This is a genomic window from Serratia surfactantfaciens (assembly GCF_001642805.2).
Lineage (GTDB): Bacteria > Pseudomonadota > Gammaproteobacteria > Enterobacterales > Enterobacteriaceae > Serratia > Serratia surfactantfaciens.
In genome coordinates this window covers 2,808,805-2,823,703 of sequence record NZ_CP016948.1, presented here as the reverse complement: position 1 = coordinate 2,823,703, position 14,899 = coordinate 2,808,805, and the positions used below count along the sequence as shown (strand labels likewise).

The 14,899-nt window shown below is 58.4% G+C and carries 12 protein-coding genes; 3 read left to right on the top strand and 9 right to left on the bottom strand.

Annotated features, from left to right (window positions below):
* Positions 1-14: 14 nt before the first annotated feature.
* Together ATE40_RS13265 and ATE40_RS13260 are read left to right on the top strand one after the other, a co-directional pair.
* On the top strand, positions 15-1,211 hold the full coding sequence (locus ATE40_RS13265) for a Bcr/CflA family multidrug efflux MFS transporter (RefSeq protein WP_019453642.1): 1,197 nt from the start codon (positions 15-17) through the stop codon (positions 1,209-1,211).
* Between the two features lie 594 nt (positions 1,212-1,805).
* Positions 1,806-2,150, top strand: coding sequence for a YejG family protein (locus ATE40_RS13260; RefSeq protein ID WP_025160182.1), 345 nt, complete (start codon positions 1,806-1,808; stop codon positions 2,148-2,150).
* 8 nt (positions 2,151-2,158) lie between these two features.
* On the opposite strand, the gene yejF is transcribed toward ATE40_RS13260, so the two are convergent.
* From yejF to ATE40_RS13220, 8 genes are all read right to left on the bottom strand, one after another.
* Entirely contained in the window at positions 2,159-3,760 is a 1,602-nt protein-coding gene (yejF, locus tag ATE40_RS13255) for a microcin C ABC transporter ATP-binding protein YejF (RefSeq protein WP_063919746.1), read from the bottom strand.
* Position 3,761: 1 nt separating this feature from the next.
* Positions 3,762-4,787, bottom strand: a complete 1,026-nt coding sequence (locus tag ATE40_RS13250) for an ABC transporter permease (protein ID WP_019453639.1) — start codon at positions 4,785-4,787, stop codon at positions 3,762-3,764.
* Entirely contained in the window at positions 4,784-5,878 is a 1,095-nt protein-coding gene (locus ATE40_RS13245; protein WP_063919745.1) for a microcin C ABC transporter permease YejB, read from the bottom strand. The genes ATE40_RS13250 and ATE40_RS13245 overlap by 4 nt, the downstream gene beginning before the upstream one ends.
* A 9-nt stretch (positions 5,879-5,887) precedes the next feature.
* Positions 5,888-7,696 carry an extracellular solute-binding protein gene (locus ATE40_RS13240; RefSeq protein WP_063919744.1) on the bottom strand — a complete coding sequence of 603 codons (1,809 nt, stop codon included), beginning with the start codon at positions 7,694-7,696 and terminating at the stop codon, positions 5,888-5,890.
* Positions 7,697-7,785: 89 nt separating this feature from the next.
* Complete coding sequence (locus ATE40_RS13235; RefSeq protein ID WP_019453636.1) at positions 7,786-9,372, bottom strand: cyclic di-GMP phosphodiesterase; 1,587 nt, start codon at positions 9,370-9,372, stop codon at positions 7,786-7,788.
* Between the two features lie 412 nt (positions 9,373-9,784).
* A complete protein-coding gene (gene mepS / locus ATE40_RS13230; RefSeq protein WP_025160183.1) occupies positions 9,785-10,360 on the bottom strand; it encodes a bifunctional murein DD-endopeptidase/murein LD-carboxypeptidase in 576 nt (191 codons plus the stop codon).
* A gap of 410 nt (positions 10,361-10,770) precedes the next feature.
* The gene (locus ATE40_RS13225; RefSeq protein WP_063919743.1) at positions 10,771-11,481 is read right to left on the bottom strand and encodes a phosphatase PAP2 family protein; all 711 of its coding nucleotides are present in this window, start codon (positions 11,479-11,481) and stop codon (positions 10,771-10,773) included.
* A gap of 78 nt (positions 11,482-11,559) precedes the next feature.
* Positions 11,560-12,534, bottom strand: coding sequence for a CobW family GTP-binding protein (locus tag ATE40_RS13220; RefSeq protein WP_063919742.1), 975 nt, complete (start codon positions 12,532-12,534; stop codon positions 11,560-11,562).
* 318 nt (positions 12,535-12,852) lie between these two features.
* Here ATE40_RS13220 and ATE40_RS13215 point away from each other — a divergent pair, with 318 nt between their 5' ends.
* The gene (locus ATE40_RS13215) at positions 12,853-13,161 is read left to right on the top strand and encodes a type 1 fimbrial protein (RefSeq protein ID WP_019453631.1); all 309 of its coding nucleotides are present in this window, start codon (positions 12,853-12,855) and stop codon (positions 13,159-13,161) included.
* Positions 13,162-13,223: 62 nt separating this feature from the next.
* On the opposite strand, the gene ATE40_RS13210 is transcribed toward ATE40_RS13215, so the two are convergent.
* Entirely contained in the window at positions 13,224-14,696 is a 1,473-nt protein-coding gene (locus ATE40_RS13210; protein ID WP_063919741.1) for a mannitol dehydrogenase family protein, read from the bottom strand.
* Positions 14,697-14,899: the final 203 nt, after the last annotated feature.

Genomic DNA, 14,899 nt, shown 5'->3' with positions numbered 1-14,899 from the left:
AGGAGTCGTGGAACGTGCAACAGAACCGAACCTCTCATCTCGGTTTGATTTTCATTCTGGGCCTGTTGTCCATGTTGATGCCGTTGGCCATCGACATGTACCTGCCCAGTATGCCGGTGATCGCCGCCCAGTTTGGCGTCGAATCTGGCAGCGTGCAGATGACGCTCAGCGCTTATATGCTCGGCTTCGCCTTCGGTCAGCTGTTCTATGGGCCGATGTCGGACAGCATCGGCCGCAAACCGGTGATCCTGTGGGGGACGCTGATCTTCGCCATCGCCGGTTGCGCCTGCGCCATGGCGCAGTCGATCGATCAGCTGATCGGGCTGCGTTTCCTGCACGGCCTGGCCGCCGCCGCCGCCAGCGTGGTGATCAACGCCTTGATGCGCGACATGTTCACCAAGGACGAGTTTTCGCGCATGATGTCGTTCGTCATTCTGGTGATGACCATCGCGCCGCTGCTGGCACCGATGATCGGTGGTGCGCTGCTGCTGTGGTTCAGCTGGCACGCCATCTTCTGGACCATGGGCGCCGCGGCGTTGATCGGTTCACTGCTGGTGGCCTTGTTCATCAAGGAGACGTTGCCGAAAGAGCGGCGACAGCGCTTCCACCTGCGCACCACGCTGGGCAACTTCGGTTCGCTGTTCCGACACAAGCGGGTGCTGAGCTACATGCTGGCCAGCGCCTTCTCGTTCGCCGGCATGTTCTCGTTCCTCAGCGCCGGGCCGTTCGTCTACATTGAACTGAACCACGTTTCGCCGCAGCACTTCGGTTACTACTTTGCGCTGAACATCGTCTTCCTGTTCCTGACGACGCTGATCAACAGCCGCAACGTGCGGCGATTCGGCGCGGTCAAGATGTTCAAACTGGGGCTGTTGGTGCAGCTGGCGATGGGGCTGTGGCTGCTGGCGGTGAGCGCCATCGGGCTGGGTTTCTGGGCGCTGGTGATCGGCGTTGCGGTCTATCTGGGGTGCATCGCGATGATCTCATCCAACGCCATGGCGGTGATCCTGGACGATTTTCCGCATATGGCGGGCACCGCCTCTTCCCTGGCCGGCACGCTGCGTTTCAGCATCGGCGCGCTGGTGGGCGCGGTGCTGTCGATGGCGCCAGGCAAAAGCGCCTGGCCTATGGTCACTTCGATGGCGCTGTGCAGCATTGTGGCGGTGCTGTTCTACCTGTACGCCAGCCGGCCGCGCGATCGCGCGGTCTGACGTTCTCCGGGAGCGGGGCGCGCAGCCCCGTTTCATCATGAGGTTGCGCCCTGCCATTTCATCGTGCAACCGGCAATGAAAATTTTGTTGCTAAATATACGCTAGCTAATCAATTGGCCATTTTCTCACCTGTGTGCTTTTTGTTAAAAATAACCGCTGTCGCGCCGCCCGATATCGGCCGGGCGGCGCGGCGTTCTACCGGCTGGCTGAAGTGGGTGATTTGTATTAGGGGCAATGTAAATCAACCTATTAGCGCCATGGTGTGCGCTAATTAGACAGGGGAAATGTTTCCTCAATGTAAAAATATGGCGACGAAAAAGTAGTCGCATTGCAAGAAAAAAGAGTTGAGATCGCGGCGGGAAAGGGTTACATATAACGCAAAAATGCGAGCTGAGTCGCAAAATGCCGTGAAATAACACCGCACGGCGCGCCAGAAAATGGCACGGCATCGGCTCGCACGGGGTAATGTTAATGGCTTGCGGCAAAATTTACATTTAAATAACATTTGTGCGCGGCAGAGTCGGGAGTCAACGGCTATAACTTAGTTACCCTGTCAGGTAAACGTGTTTCACCTTTTCAAACTAGGGATTTCATGTGGAGAGTATCCAACTTTCGGTAGTGCATCGCTTGCCGCAAAGTTATCGTTGGCTATCCGGTTTCACCGGCGTGAAGGTCGAACCGCTTCCGTTTAACGGAATAGACGAGGATAACAACCTGATTGGGCTGAAGTTGCTCAGCCATGAAGGCGCCGAGGCCTGGCAGGTGATGCAACAGCTTAATCTGTCGTTGCAGGAGATTCAGGTCGACTGCGCGATCGTCGAATGGGAAGGGGAACCTTGCCTGTTCGTACAGCGCAGCGACGAGAGCGCGACGATGTGCCGCCTGAAAAACGTCGGCGCCGCCATCGCCGAACCGCTTAGCGCACAATACCCCTTCTGACTTCGCCGCTAATCCGCCAACTGCAGCAGTTGTCGGGTATAGTCGGCTGCAGGCGCCGCGAAAATGGCCCGGCAGTCCCCTTGCTCAACCACTTCCCCCTGTCGCAGCACGATGACCTGGTGGCACAGCGAACGCACCACCTGCAGGTCATGGCTGATGAACAGATAAGCCAGCCGGTGGCGTTGCTGCAGCGATTTCAGCAGCGTCAGGATCTGCGCCTGCACCGATTTATCCAGTGAAGAGGTCGGCTCGTCGAGGATCAGCAGCTGCGGCTGCAGGATCAGCGCGCGCGCGATGGCGATACGCTGGCGCTGACCGCCGGAAAACTCGGTAGGGTAACGATGGCGCAGCTGCGGATCCAGGCCGACCTCCTGCAACACCTCGATCACGCGCTGCTCCCGCTGCTCGGCGCTAAGCCGCTGGTGCACTTCCAACCCTTCAGCGATGATCTGCTGCACGTTCAGGCGCGGGTTCAGGGCGGAGTAGGGATCCTGGAAGACGATTTGCATCCGGCTGCGGTAGGGCAACATCTGCTTCATCGTGAGCGGGTGCAACGGTTCGCCGTCGAACCAGATGGCGCCCTGCGAGGCCAGCAGACGCAATAGCGCCAACCCGGTGGTGCTTTTACCCGATCCGGATTCCCCCACCAGCCCCACGCTTTCCCCGGCGCGCAACTCAAAGCTCAACGATTTCAGCGCATAGTGATAATCCACCGTGCGGCGCAGCAGGCCGCGCCGGATGGGGAAGCGTACCTGCAGACCTTCCACCTTGAGCAGCGGCCGCTCGTCGCCGGGGCGCGCGGTGGGCAGCGGCAGCGGTTCACCGACGTCTTCGGCGGCCAGCAGCTGCTGCGTGTAGGGATGCTGCGGCCGGCTGAACAGCTGTGCGCGGCCGTTTTGCTCCACGCAGCGCCCCTGGCGCATCACCGCCACGTTGTCCGCCAGGCGGCGCACGATATTCAGGTTATGAGTGATGAACAGCAGCCCCATGCCCATTTCTTGTTTCAATTCTTGCAGCAGCGTCAGGATCTGCGCCTGGATAGTCACGTCGAGTGCGGTGGTGGGCTCGTCGGCAATCAGCAGTTTCGGGCGGGTCAATACCGCCATGGCGATCATCACCCGCTGGCGTTCGCCGCCGGACAGCTGATGCGGGTAGTCCTGCAATCGGCTCTTGGCCTGGCGGATGCCGACGCGCTCCAGACACTCGACGATCTCGGCGCGCGCGGCCTCGCGCCGCAGGCCGCGGTGCAGCATCAGCACTTCCGCCAGTTGCTTTTCGATGGTGTGCAGCGGGTTGAGTGACACCATCGGCTCCTGAAAGATCATCGCGATATGGTTGCCGCGCACCTTGCGCAGCGCCGCTTCCGGCGCATGCAGCAACGAGTCGCCGTTAAACAGGATATCGCCGGCAGGATAGACCACCGGCGGCGCGGGCAGCAGGCGCAGTATCGACAGGGCGGTGACGCTTTTGCCGGAGCCGGATTCTCCCACCAACGCCAGCGTTTCCGCCGGCGCTATTTGCAGCGACAGTTCATTGACTACCGGCGTGAGGCTGTCGCCCTGGCGGAAGGCGATGCTGAGATCCTGGATAGCGAGCAGAGGAGTGGCCATATCAATGCGCCTTGCTGGGGTCAAAGGCGTCGCGCACCGCTTCGCCGATAAAGATTAATAACGACAGCAGTACCGCCAATACCAGGAAGGCGGTGATGCCGAGCCACGGCGCCTGCAGATTGTTTTTGCCTTGCAGCAGCAGTTCGCCGAGCGACGGCGAACCTATCGGCAGGCCGAAGCCGAGAAAATCGAGCGACGTCAGGGTGGTGATCGAGCCGCAGAGGATAAACGGCAGGAAGGTCAGCGTTGCCACCATGGCGTTGGGCAGCATATGGCGGGACATGATGACCCGATCCGACACGCCCATGGCGCGCGCGGCGCGGATATAGTCATAGTTGCGAGTGCGCAGAAACTCGGCGCGCACCACGCCCACCAGGCTCATCCAGCCGAACAGGATAGTGATGCCTAGCAGCCACCAGAAATTGGGCTGAACGATGCTCGACAGCAGAATGATCAGAAACAACGTCGGCATGCCCGACCACACTTCGATAAAGCGTTGCCCCCACAGATCGAAGCGCCCGCCGTAATATCCCTGCGTCGCGCCGACGCACACGCCGATCAGGCTGGAAAACAGCGTCAGCGCCAGGCCGAACAGCATCGAAATGCGAAAGCCGTACAGCACACGAGCGAGCACGTCGCCGCCGTTGCTGTCGGTGCCGAGCAGATTGTGGCGCGAAGGCGGCGAGGGGAAGGGCACCTCGGTGGCGAAATTGATGGTGTCGTAACTGAAGCGGATCGGCGCCCAAACCGCCCAGCCGTGCCGTTCGATCTGCCGCTGCACGAACGGATCCTGATAGTCGGCTTCGGTACTCAGCTCGCCGCCGAACGCGGTTTCGCTGTAGTTGATCATAAACGGCAGATACAGCCGGCCTTCATAACGCACCAACAGCGGTTTGTCGTTGGCGATCAGATCGGCGGCCAGGCTGAGGGTGAACAGCACCAAGAAGATCCACAGCGACCAGTAACCGCGGCGGTTGCGGCGAAAACGCGCCCAGCGTGCCTGGTTGATCGGGCTAAGGCGGCTCATTGGCGGGCCTCGAAGTCAATGCGCGGATCGACCAGGGTGTAGGTGATATCGCTGAGGATATTCAACAGCAGGCCGATCAGGGTGAAGATATACAGCGTGCCGAACATCACCGGGTAGTCGCGCTGCAGTGTGGCATCGTAGCCCAGCAGCCCCAGGCCGTTGAGCGAGAACATCACTTCGATCAGCAGCGAGCCGGTGAAGAACATGCTGATAAAGGTGGCCGGAAAACCGGCGATCACCAGCAGCATGGCGTTGCGGAACACGTGGCGGTAGAGGATTTTTTTCTCGTCCAGCCCCTTGGCACGGGCGGTGGTGACGTATTGTTTACGGATCTCGTCGAGGAATGAGTTCTTGGTCAGCATGGTCAGGGTGGCGAAACCGCCGATCACCGTCGCCAGCACCGGCAGCGTGATGTGCCACAGGTAGTCGGCGATCTTCGCCGGCCACGAGAGGGTGTCGAAGTTGCTCGACACCAGGCCGCGCAGCGGGAACCAGTCCAGGTAGCTGCCGCCGGCGAACAGCACGATCATCAGAATGGCGAACAGAAAAGCCGGAATGGCGTAGCCGATGATAATCAGCGTGCTGCTCCAGGTATCGAACGCGCTGCCGTTGTGGACGGCCTTGCGGATGCCGAGCGGGATCGACACCAGATAGATGATCAGCGTGCTCCACAGGCCCAGCGTGATGGAGACCGGCAGGCTCTGGCCGATCAGCTGCATCACTGAAGCGCCGCGAAACAGGCTGTCGCCGAAGTCGAAGCGCATATAGTTCCACAGCATGGTGAAGTAGCGCTCGTGCAGCGGTTTGTCGAAGCCGTAACGCTTAGTGATCTCGGCGATCACCTCCGGATCCAAGCCGCGCGAACCGCGATATTGGCCTTCAGTTGCGGCGGGAACGCCGGCCCGAGCATGGCCCAGGCCTTCATTCACGCCGCCGCTGCCAAAACCGCTGCCCTGACCCAGTTCGATGGCGGCGATGGCCTGATCGACCGGGCCGCCGGGGGCGATTTGCACGATAAAAAAGTTGATGGTGATGATCGCCCACAGCGTGGGGATCACCAGTAACAGTCTGCGTATCAGATAGGCTGCCATTCCGACTCCTTATTGCCGTTGAGCCGGTAAACGTGCCGCCTTGTTGACGTCGTACCACCAGTTGTCGAATCCGATCGCATAGGCCGGGCGGATCGGCGGCGTGGAGAACTTGTCCCAATAGGCGTAGCGATCGTGGCTGGAGTACCACATTGGCAGCATATAGCGATTCCAGGTCAGCACCCGATCCAGCGCGCGACCGAGCGGCAGCAGGGCTTTTTCGTCGCCCTGATGGGCGGCGATTTGTCTGACCAGGCTGTCGACCGCCGGATCTTTGACGCCGGCCGTGTTGTAACTGGAATCGATGTACTGTGAATCCCACAGGATTTGCAGATCGGCGCTGGGGAACGGCATCGCCATATATACCGTTGACATCATGTCGAAATCGCGTTCGCGCATGCGGCGGGTGTACTGCGAAGCGTCGACCTCGCGGATCTGCATCTCGATGCCCAGCCGCTGCAAGTTATGGCGGAACGGCAGCACATACTGGAAGTTGCTGCCGCTCAGCAGCATCAGTTCAAAGGTGAACGGCTGGCCGGTTTTGGCGTTGACCAGCTTTTGGTTTTTGACCACCCAGCCGGCCTCTTTCAGCAGTTGGGTCGCCTTCAGCAGATTTTGCCGGTCGTTACCGCTGCCGTCGGAAGAGGGCGGTTGGTAGATGCTGGTAAACACTTCCGGCGGCACCTGGCCCTTAAGCGGCGCCAGCAAGGCCAATTCGTCGGCGTCCGGGTAGCCGCGGGCAGCGTAGGCGGTATTTTGGAAATAGCTGTCGGTGCGCTGATAGGCGTTGTAATACAGCGCCTTGTTCATCCAGTTGAAGTCGAAAGCCAAACCGATCGCTTCCCGTACCCGGCGATCGGAAAACAGCGGCTTTTGCAGGTTGAACGCCAGCCAGCGGGTATTCTGCGCCGCCTGATTGGTCTCATCCTGTTTGATGATGTAGTTGCGCGCGAAGTTGCCGCCCTGATACTGGGTGGCCCAGCTCTTGGGCGACGGCTCGATGCGGAAATCGTAAGCCCCGGCCTTGAAGGCTTCCAGCGCCACTTTATCGTCCAGGTAATAATCGTAGCGAATGCTGTCGAAGTTGTAACGGCCGCGATTCACCGGCAAGTTGGCTGCCCAGTAGTCGCGCACCCGCTGGTAGGTGATGTACTGGCCGAGGCGGTAATCGCTGATTTTATATGGGCCGCTGGCGAGTGGTGGGGTGTTGAGCGGCTCATTGAGCTTATGGTTTTTCCAGAAGCTTTCCGGCAATACTCGCAGGCTGAGCAGGCTGAGGATTTGATCCCGATTCGCCTTAGGCAGCTCGATGCGCACCGTCAGCCGGGAAATTGCCTTGACCGTAACGCCTTTGTAGAAAGCACGAAACTGCGGCACGCCCTCGGCCATGAATTTGTTGAAGGTGAAGGCCACGTCGGCGGCGGTGATCGGGCTGCCGTCCTGGAAGCGGGCGCGGGCGTTAATATCCAATTCCATCCAGCGCATGTCGGCCGGGAAACGGGCCGATTCGGCAATCAACGGGTAATAGCTGCCGGGTTCGTCGTCGGAGTTGGTGAACAGCGTATCGTACAGCTCCATCGTGCGCTCGCCGGGCACGCCGCGGGTGGCGAAGCGGTTGAAATTGTCGTAGGTGCCGATGGCCGCCAGCCGCACGTCGCCGCCTTTGGGCGCAGCCGGATTGACGTAGTCGAAATGGCTGAAGTCGGTGGCGTATTTCGGTTCACCGAGAAGGGCGAAAGCGTAGCTTTCATTGAGGGCCTCGGCCTGCAGACCGAAGCTCAGTGTCGAAAGCACCAAAGCTGCGAAAATGCGCACGGACATCAGACGGTAAGCTCCTGCTGTGGAATGAAGTACAACCTGCGCCCAGCATAACATTCTTCGGGGAGACGCAGGGTAAAGATGCTTAAAGATTAACTATTTTTTTCCTGATAATCAAAGACCTGATGCGCCTTGCAGTAAGCGACGAAATTGTCGAGGCTCAAGGGCCTGCTGAAGTAATAACCCTGCATGAAGTTGACGCCGTGTTCCTGCAAGAACTGCATTTGCTCGGCGGTTTCCACGCCTTCGGCCACCGTCAGCATTTTCAGCTTTCTCGCCAGCGAAATCACGGCATCCAGCACCGGTGCAGTGACCGTATCCTGGCCGATGGTATTGACGAAGCCGCGATCGATCTTCAGGTAATCCATGGTGAAACGTTCAAGATAAATAAGCGCACTGTGGCCGGTGCCGAAGTCGTCTACCGCGATCTCGATGCCCTGCTTATGCAACCAGTCGAATTCCGCCAGCGCGCTCTCTTCTTCCACCATGCCGCGTTCGGTAATTTCAAACACCAGCGTAAAGTAGTTGCACGGCAACTGCGCCAGCAGTTCATACACGTCCTGGTGGAAGGATGGCGCGCTGAGGTGGGAGGGGGAGATATTGAGGCCGAGCTTGCCGCCTTGCGGCAAGGCTTTGGCCAGCTGCGGCGCATCTTCGGCGATCAGTCTGAACAGGTGGCGGGTGAGCGGCACGATCAGCCCGTTGCTTTCGGCATAAGGGATAAAGATATCCGGCGGAATGCGCCCTTCGATAGGATGCTGCCAGCGAATCAGCGCTTCCAGTCCGCCGATGCTGTTGCTGCCGGTATGAAACACCGGTTGGTATTCGACAAAGAACTCATTGCGCTTGATGCCGCGCAGCAGCGCGCGCTCCGGGCTTTGCCGCAGCAGCAGCATGTAATAGCAGAGCACGCCGATCATCAGAGACAGCACCAGGCTGCCCAGCAGCGTCAGGCGGATGTCATTAGGCGTCAATTTTTCGTTGTAGAACATAATGGTCAACGGCAGATTGGGCAGCGTCAGGTAATCCGCCTTGCCTTTCGGCAGCTGATCGACCGGCATCAGGTTCGGGCTGAAAGTGGTCAGGGCGCGCTGGCCCATCACGATGGCGATGCCCGGCGCCTGTTCGTCATGCGAGGTGAACAGCAGATAAGGCATCAGATCGATGTCCAGCGTCGCGAGAATACCGGTAGCCGGCTCGCCGGGATGCCGCAGCCAAACCGCCACCGCCGGTTTGTTCGGCACAATCGGCGTGCCCTGCTGCAATTTCATATCCAGAGGCAGAGTCCAGTCGATATCCTGATACAGATTTTTCATCGGCAACATCATGTCGCCGGTGGCGGATGAGCAATAGGCGTAACCTTCCTTCACTAACAGGAAGGTGCGCACGCCGCTGGTGAAGGCCGCCTGATAGGTAATGTCCGACTGGCTGGAGAGGCAAGGCTTGTCCAGCAACGGCATCATTTTTTGCATGACCGCCGTCAGGTGCGAAATATAATCCAGCGAGAACTGCCTGGTGCGAGCTTCAACCTTATGCTGATATTGCGTGCGTTGGTGGTTGATCAAAGAAAGCGTGACCGCGGTAAATAGCGTAAAAAAGACCAGGGCGGCGACGCAGCTCTTAGCCAGACTGCGCTGCCGAAGCGACACGCTGCGGGCGAAAGCCCTTTTCAAGCCCATAATCGAGTCCTCTGCATCAGGGCGTCAGGGTTATTGCGCAGCCATTTAATGGATTGTGCCAACGGCTTTTTTTTCATTTTTGCCTTTCTATCCTGTACCCAGCCGACGGCGCCGTTTAAATGCGAAGCGTCGCTGATAAATATATTGCGCATATTTTAAGCGGTAACGTTTTAAATAACGCCGGGGTGCCGTTGCCGTCATCTGACGATAATAGGCGAGTTTCTCCTCGCCGGCGCGATTTCCTGCCAACAGTTTATCAAAATAATGGTGGGTGGCGGCGGCTTGGCGGGGAAGGTAACGATAATACCCGGCCAAACCCCGGTGATTCGGCGGTTCGACAGCAATAAAAACGCCGCCCGTAGGCGGCGCTTATCGCTCGTTTGGTCTTCAGAAACTTCAAGGCATGGCGCCGTCAGCCGCTGGTCAGCACCCGACGCGCTTCTCGATAACGTTTGTCCCAGTAGTTATCGGTCAGCTTGGAAATCATGACACCACTGCTGGTGGAGGCGTGAACGAACTGATCGTTGCCTAAATAGATGCCGACATGGCGCCCGGTGGAACCGGCGCGGAACAGCACCAAATCGCCGGCGCGCAGCTTGGTGCGCTGGATTTTCTTGCCGAGATCTTCCTGTTCATAGGTCGAACGCGGTAAATCCATGCCGAACTGTTCGCGGAAGGTACGCTGTACAAACGCCGAGCAATCGATGCCGCGCTTGGTGTCACCGCCTAAGCGGTAGCGAACGCCTTTCCAGTCCGCGTACTGATCCATAATCTTTGACTTGACGTCAACGTTGCGGACCATCGCTTCGAATTCATCCTGAGAGGCTTGCAGTAAAAGACCGTCTTTGTCATTAACTGCACGCATCTCAGTTTGTGCGTTATTCAAGTTCGAAGTGTGAGTCGAGCTGCACGCTGACAGCATAACCGCAGCGGCAATTGCAGGGATCGCCCGCAAAAAATATCTCAGAAACGGTTGAGATTTGACCATTGTTGTTGTTTTCCCTTGAAGTCCTTAACGACGAAAGTCGCTACCTGAAAAATGCCAAACGGAACGAGCCTAATCTGCACCTGCTGCATCGACAATCAGTTACCGCTGAAAACGTGCGGGAACGCACATTTTTACCGGATTCCATACTGATTCAACTTAAACCAGGCACAAACGCATCCGAGATTACCGGAACAGATAGGGGATTGCGAGCCTTTTTCCCGTCTTTTTTATATGAATTTGTGATGTAACATAATGTAAATCTTCATATAAAAAACGCCAATTGTCCGATGTATGAATCTGGCGTGAAATCAGGTTGTAAAAGCGTTAACGGGCGGCGGTGAAATTTTGCGCGCTGCGCGGGGGGAGAGCACGGGAGGCGTGGACCTCCCGGCATGAGTCATAGACGCAAGTTATGGTTGGCCGGGGCGGTGTTTGCCGGGCAACAGGCGATTCAACCGATCGATAATCCAGTCGCTGCAAGGCGTCATCAACACCCAGCTGGCGCCAACCAGCACCACGGAGAGCGAACCGACGGCGATGTCGGTAAACCAGTGGGCGCCAATCATCACGCGCGGCAATGAAAAGACCAGCGTAATCAGCAAGGCGATGGCAAAGGCGCTGCGGCCGAAATAGCGCAGCATAAAGCAGGAAAAAATAATCAGCATCATGCCGTGGTCGCCGGGGAAACTGTCGCCGGAAGCGTCCTTGGTGGGGATACCGGTCAGCTCGCTAACGCGATTGATATTGTCGAAGGTCAGGGTTGGGCTCGGATGTTTCACCGGCAGCAGGTGACCCAGTTGGTTCAGCACCACAGCGGTCAGCAGCATCACCACGCCGGTGATCACCAGGCGGCGGCGGCCGGCGGCGTCCTGCTTCAGGTAGAAGTACAGGTACAGCAGGCCCATGGCGAGCAGCGAAATCACATCGAACGCCCGGTTATTGGTGATGGCGACCAAGTGCAAAAATGACGGGTCGGTGGCCAGATGGCGGTTAAAGAAGAAGAAGATCGCCGAGTCCAGGGTAAACCAGCCGCCGTGGTTGGCCGGCAGGAACCAGGACAGAAACAGCGCAACGCCCAGTAAGTTGAAGAAGAGAATGAAGGGTAAATTGCGGCGTGTCATGACATAACCTGTTGAAAAAATGAAAATGAAACAAAACCCGGCTGCCCTGCGACAACCGGGGGGGCAACGGTACGAGATTTAACTTAAACGAATCTTAAACAAGGCGGATTGCAGGGCGTTCCAATCGGCATTTTCGCTGTGGATCAGCTCAATGCGGCTATCGAGCGGGGCGGCCGGACGAGTTTCGATGTTGAGATCCTGGCCCTGGCGGTTGATCAGCAGCGTGCCTTCGGGGATGCGCACCACGCCTTTGGCACGTTCGACCGGTGCCAGCCGCACCCACTCCATAAAACCGACGGTGTCGAACCGGGTTTCGCCGTCAAAAATCCAGCCGCAGCTGGTGAAGCCTTGCCCTTCGTTCAACGCCCGCCGCCAGCGGGCGTTTTCCGGTAGCCGCAGCGCCGCCAATCCCTGCGTTTTCGCCTGCCCATGATGATGCTGCGCGTCCGGCAATTCTGTACGATTCGTGCGCGGAAGTGACAACAGCCCGACATCCGCCTCGCCTTGCGCGATAGCGTAGCAGGGCCGCTGCAGCGGATCCTGCGCCGTCCAGGCTGTTAGCGCCAGCCGATCTTCTGCCTGATAGGTATCGCTTTTGCTGGCCAAAATAATGTCGGCTGCGGCCAGCTGATCGCGGAAGTTTTCGTTGTCGCGGTAGCGCGGTTGGCTGAGCTGGCGCGCGTCCAGCAGGCACAGCGTCGCCTGCAGATCGATCCAGCCGGCATAGCTCTCCTGGGTCAGCAGCGACAGGATTTGTTTCGGATGCCCAAGCCCGGTTGGCTCGATCAGCAGCCGGTCCGGTTTGGCCTGCTGCAACAACATATTCAAACCCACCTGCATCGGCAGGCCGTTGACGCAGCACATACAGCCGCCGGGGATCTCTTTGAGCACCGCGCCGCTGTCCGCCAGCAGCGCGCCGTCGATGCCGATTTCGCCGAATTCATTGACCAATACCGCCCAGCGCTCATGCTCGGGTTTATGAGCCAGCAAATGGCGGATGGTGGTGGTTTTACCGCTGCCGAGGAAGCCGGTAATCAGATTGGTTTTGGTCATTAATAATTCCAGGTGCAAAAATTAACTTGCTTAATAAATGAGTTACGCTGCCGGATTGGCAAGGCCGCTGCGATTTAATTTGTGCTCTATCTCTCAAATTTTGCACGTCACCCTGCGCTTTTCAACCGACAAAATCCACTTTTCAGAACAAGAAAGTTCTTAGATAAAACCCTGTATTAGATACGGTTAACTTTTGTTAGTAGCTTGTTTTTACATTGTTAATGACGCGATTAACGATCAAATCCTGCCCCTTTCCTTGCGATTATTCCGAACAAGATCCTCTATGGTTAAATTGGCTTAACTAGAAATGAGGTTGCCATGAATATCTTTCGGTTATTTTTGATCGTAGGAATGTTGTTTTCATGGACGGCAGTGAGTCATGCAGGAGTGGCCGGCGGGGTAATTCGCTTCGTCGGTTCTATCGTTGAAAGTCCTTGCACGGTCAATATTGCAGATTCTAAGGCGAATACGCAATGTTACCGCAACGGCCAGCATTATCAGGCCCAGCAAGCGTTGTCAGGTTTTGATACTACACGCAAAGAACTTCCGCTAAATCTAGGCACAACCGAAATGAAGTGGGTAGACCAACAGAAGAAACTCGCTGTTATGACGGTCGTTTATCGTTAAGTCGTTCCGCCATGCCGGCGTAACGTTACGCCGGCATGGTTATTCTCGGCTCTGCAGGCTCCTCACCGCATCACCCACTCCTTCACCGTTTCACGCGCACCGCGATCGCGCAGCGATAAATAGGCTTGCGTCACCGCTTCGCTAAACGCCGCATGCGCCGCCAGCGTTTCGCCGAATACCGATTTCAACGCCAACAGCGCCGCTACGCGCCGTCGATCGTCCGGCGTTGCGGCAACCGTCTGCAGCAGCATGTCTGCCAGCGGATCGCGAATGTCGATCGGCTCACCGGCGTCATCGACGCCGCCGATGTAACGCATCCAGCCCGCCACGCCCAACGCCAGCCCGCTATAGTCGCCGCCGTGCCGCAGATGCCAGCACACGGCATCCAGCAGGCGCTGCGGCAGCTTCTGCGTGCCGTCCATGGCGATCTGCCAGGTGAGGTGTTGCAGCGCCGGATTGCTGAAACGCGCGATAAGCTGTGCGGCATAGTCGGGCAGGCTGATGCCGGTGACGCTCAGCGTTGGCGCCTGTTCATCCAGCATCAACCGCAGGGCGGCGCGGCGGTAGTGCTCATCCGCCATGCACTCGTTGATATAGCGGTAGCCGCCCAGGTAGCCTAGGTAAGCCAGGAACGAGTGGCTGCCGTTCAGCATGCGCAGCTTCATGTGTTCAAACGGCAGCACATCGCTGACCAACTGGGCGCCGGCCAACTCCCACGCCGGGCGTCCGGCGGCGAAGTGGTCTTCCACCACCCATTGAATGAAGGGCTCGCAGGCGATGGCGCATTCGTCGCGCACGCCGCCCAGCGCGGCGGCGATCTCATCCAGCGTGGCCGGCGTGGCGGCCGGCACGATGCGATCCACCATGGTGCAGGGGAAGGTAGCGGCGCTGGCGATCCAATCGGCGAGCGACGGATCCCGCGCCTGCGCCAGATCGAGCACCGCCCGGCGCAGCACATGGCCGTTCTCCGGAATATTGTCGCAGGAGAGCAGGGAGAAGGCGGGCAGGCCGCGTTCGCGCCGCAGCCGCAGCGCTTCCACCAAAATGCCGGGCACGGTCTGCGGCTGATGCGGCCACGCCAGATCGGCGACGATCCCCGGATGCTGCCGATCCAGTCGCCCGTTGCCGGGCTCGATGCAGTAGCCTTTTTCGGTAATGGTCATCGAGACGATCGCCACCTGCGGTTCGGCCAGCTTCTCCAGCACCGCGGCGATGCCCTCCAGCTTGCGGTGCAGGCTCTCACGCACCGCGCCGATCACGATGGCCTGATGACCGTCCGCGCCTTTCTCCAGCACGCTGTACAGATGATCCTGCTGTCGCAGCGCCTCAAACAGCGGTACGCCGCCGGACAGACTGATCTCGCAAATGCCCCAGTCGCCGCCTTGGGCGTTCAGCACCCGATCGGTCAGCAGCGCCTGATGCGCGCGGTGGAACGCACCGAAACCAAGGTGCACGATGCGGCTGCGCAGGGCTCGGCGGTCATAGCTCGGTTGCCGGACGGCGCCCGGCAGCGGGGTGTTGGCGATCGTTTTCATCTCATCTCCAAAGCCTGTAAGACAGCTGGTTGGCCCCTTGCGTCAAGTTAGCGGACCAGTTTGTCGCCCTATCAACAAGGGCGCGCTGACGATATAAAACTGCGGCCAGTGTAGAGCTGTCAGCCAGTCAAATAAATTGGCCTGTCCAAAATAAGCCAGATTCGTGAAGTGGATCAACCAATCAAGGGTTCGGTTTTGACAGT

Excerpts from the sequence above, each read along its gene's own strand:
- ATE40_RS13210 (WP_063919741.1), bottom strand. The coding sequence starts at position 14,696 with ATGAAAACGATCGCCAACACCCCGCTGCCGGGCGCCGTCCGGCAACCG.
- ATE40_RS13225 (WP_063919743.1), bottom strand. The coding sequence starts at position 11,481 with ATGACACGCCGCAATTTACCCTTCATTCTCTTCTTCAACTTACTGGGC.
- ATE40_RS13245 (WP_063919745.1), bottom strand. The coding sequence starts at position 5,878 with ATGGCAGCCTATCTGATACGCAGACTGTTACTGGTGATCCCCACGCTG.
- ATE40_RS13240 (WP_063919744.1), bottom strand. The coding sequence starts at position 7,696 with ATGTCCGTGCGCATTTTCGCAGCTTTGGTGCTTTCGACACTGAGCTTC.
- mepS (WP_025160183.1), bottom strand. The coding sequence starts at position 10,360 with ATGGTCAAATCTCAACCGTTTCTGAGATATTTTTTGCGGGCGATCCCT.
- yejF (WP_063919746.1), bottom strand. The coding sequence starts at position 3,760 with ATGGCCACTCCTCTGCTCGCTATCCAGGATCTCAGCATCGCCTTCCGC.
- ATE40_RS13250 (WP_019453639.1), bottom strand. The coding sequence starts at position 4,787 with ATGAGCCGCCTTAGCCCGATCAACCAGGCACGCTGGGCGCGTTTTCGC.
- ATE40_RS13215 (WP_019453631.1), top strand. The coding sequence starts at position 12,853 with ATGAATATCTTTCGGTTATTTTTGATCGTAGGAATGTTGTTTTCATGG.
- ATE40_RS13235 (WP_019453636.1), bottom strand. The coding sequence starts at position 9,372 with ATGGGCTTGAAAAGGGCTTTCGCCCGCAGCGTGTCGCTTCGGCAGCGC.
- ATE40_RS13220 (WP_063919742.1), bottom strand. The coding sequence starts at position 12,534 with ATGACCAAAACCAATCTGATTACCGGCTTCCTCGGCAGCGGTAAAACC.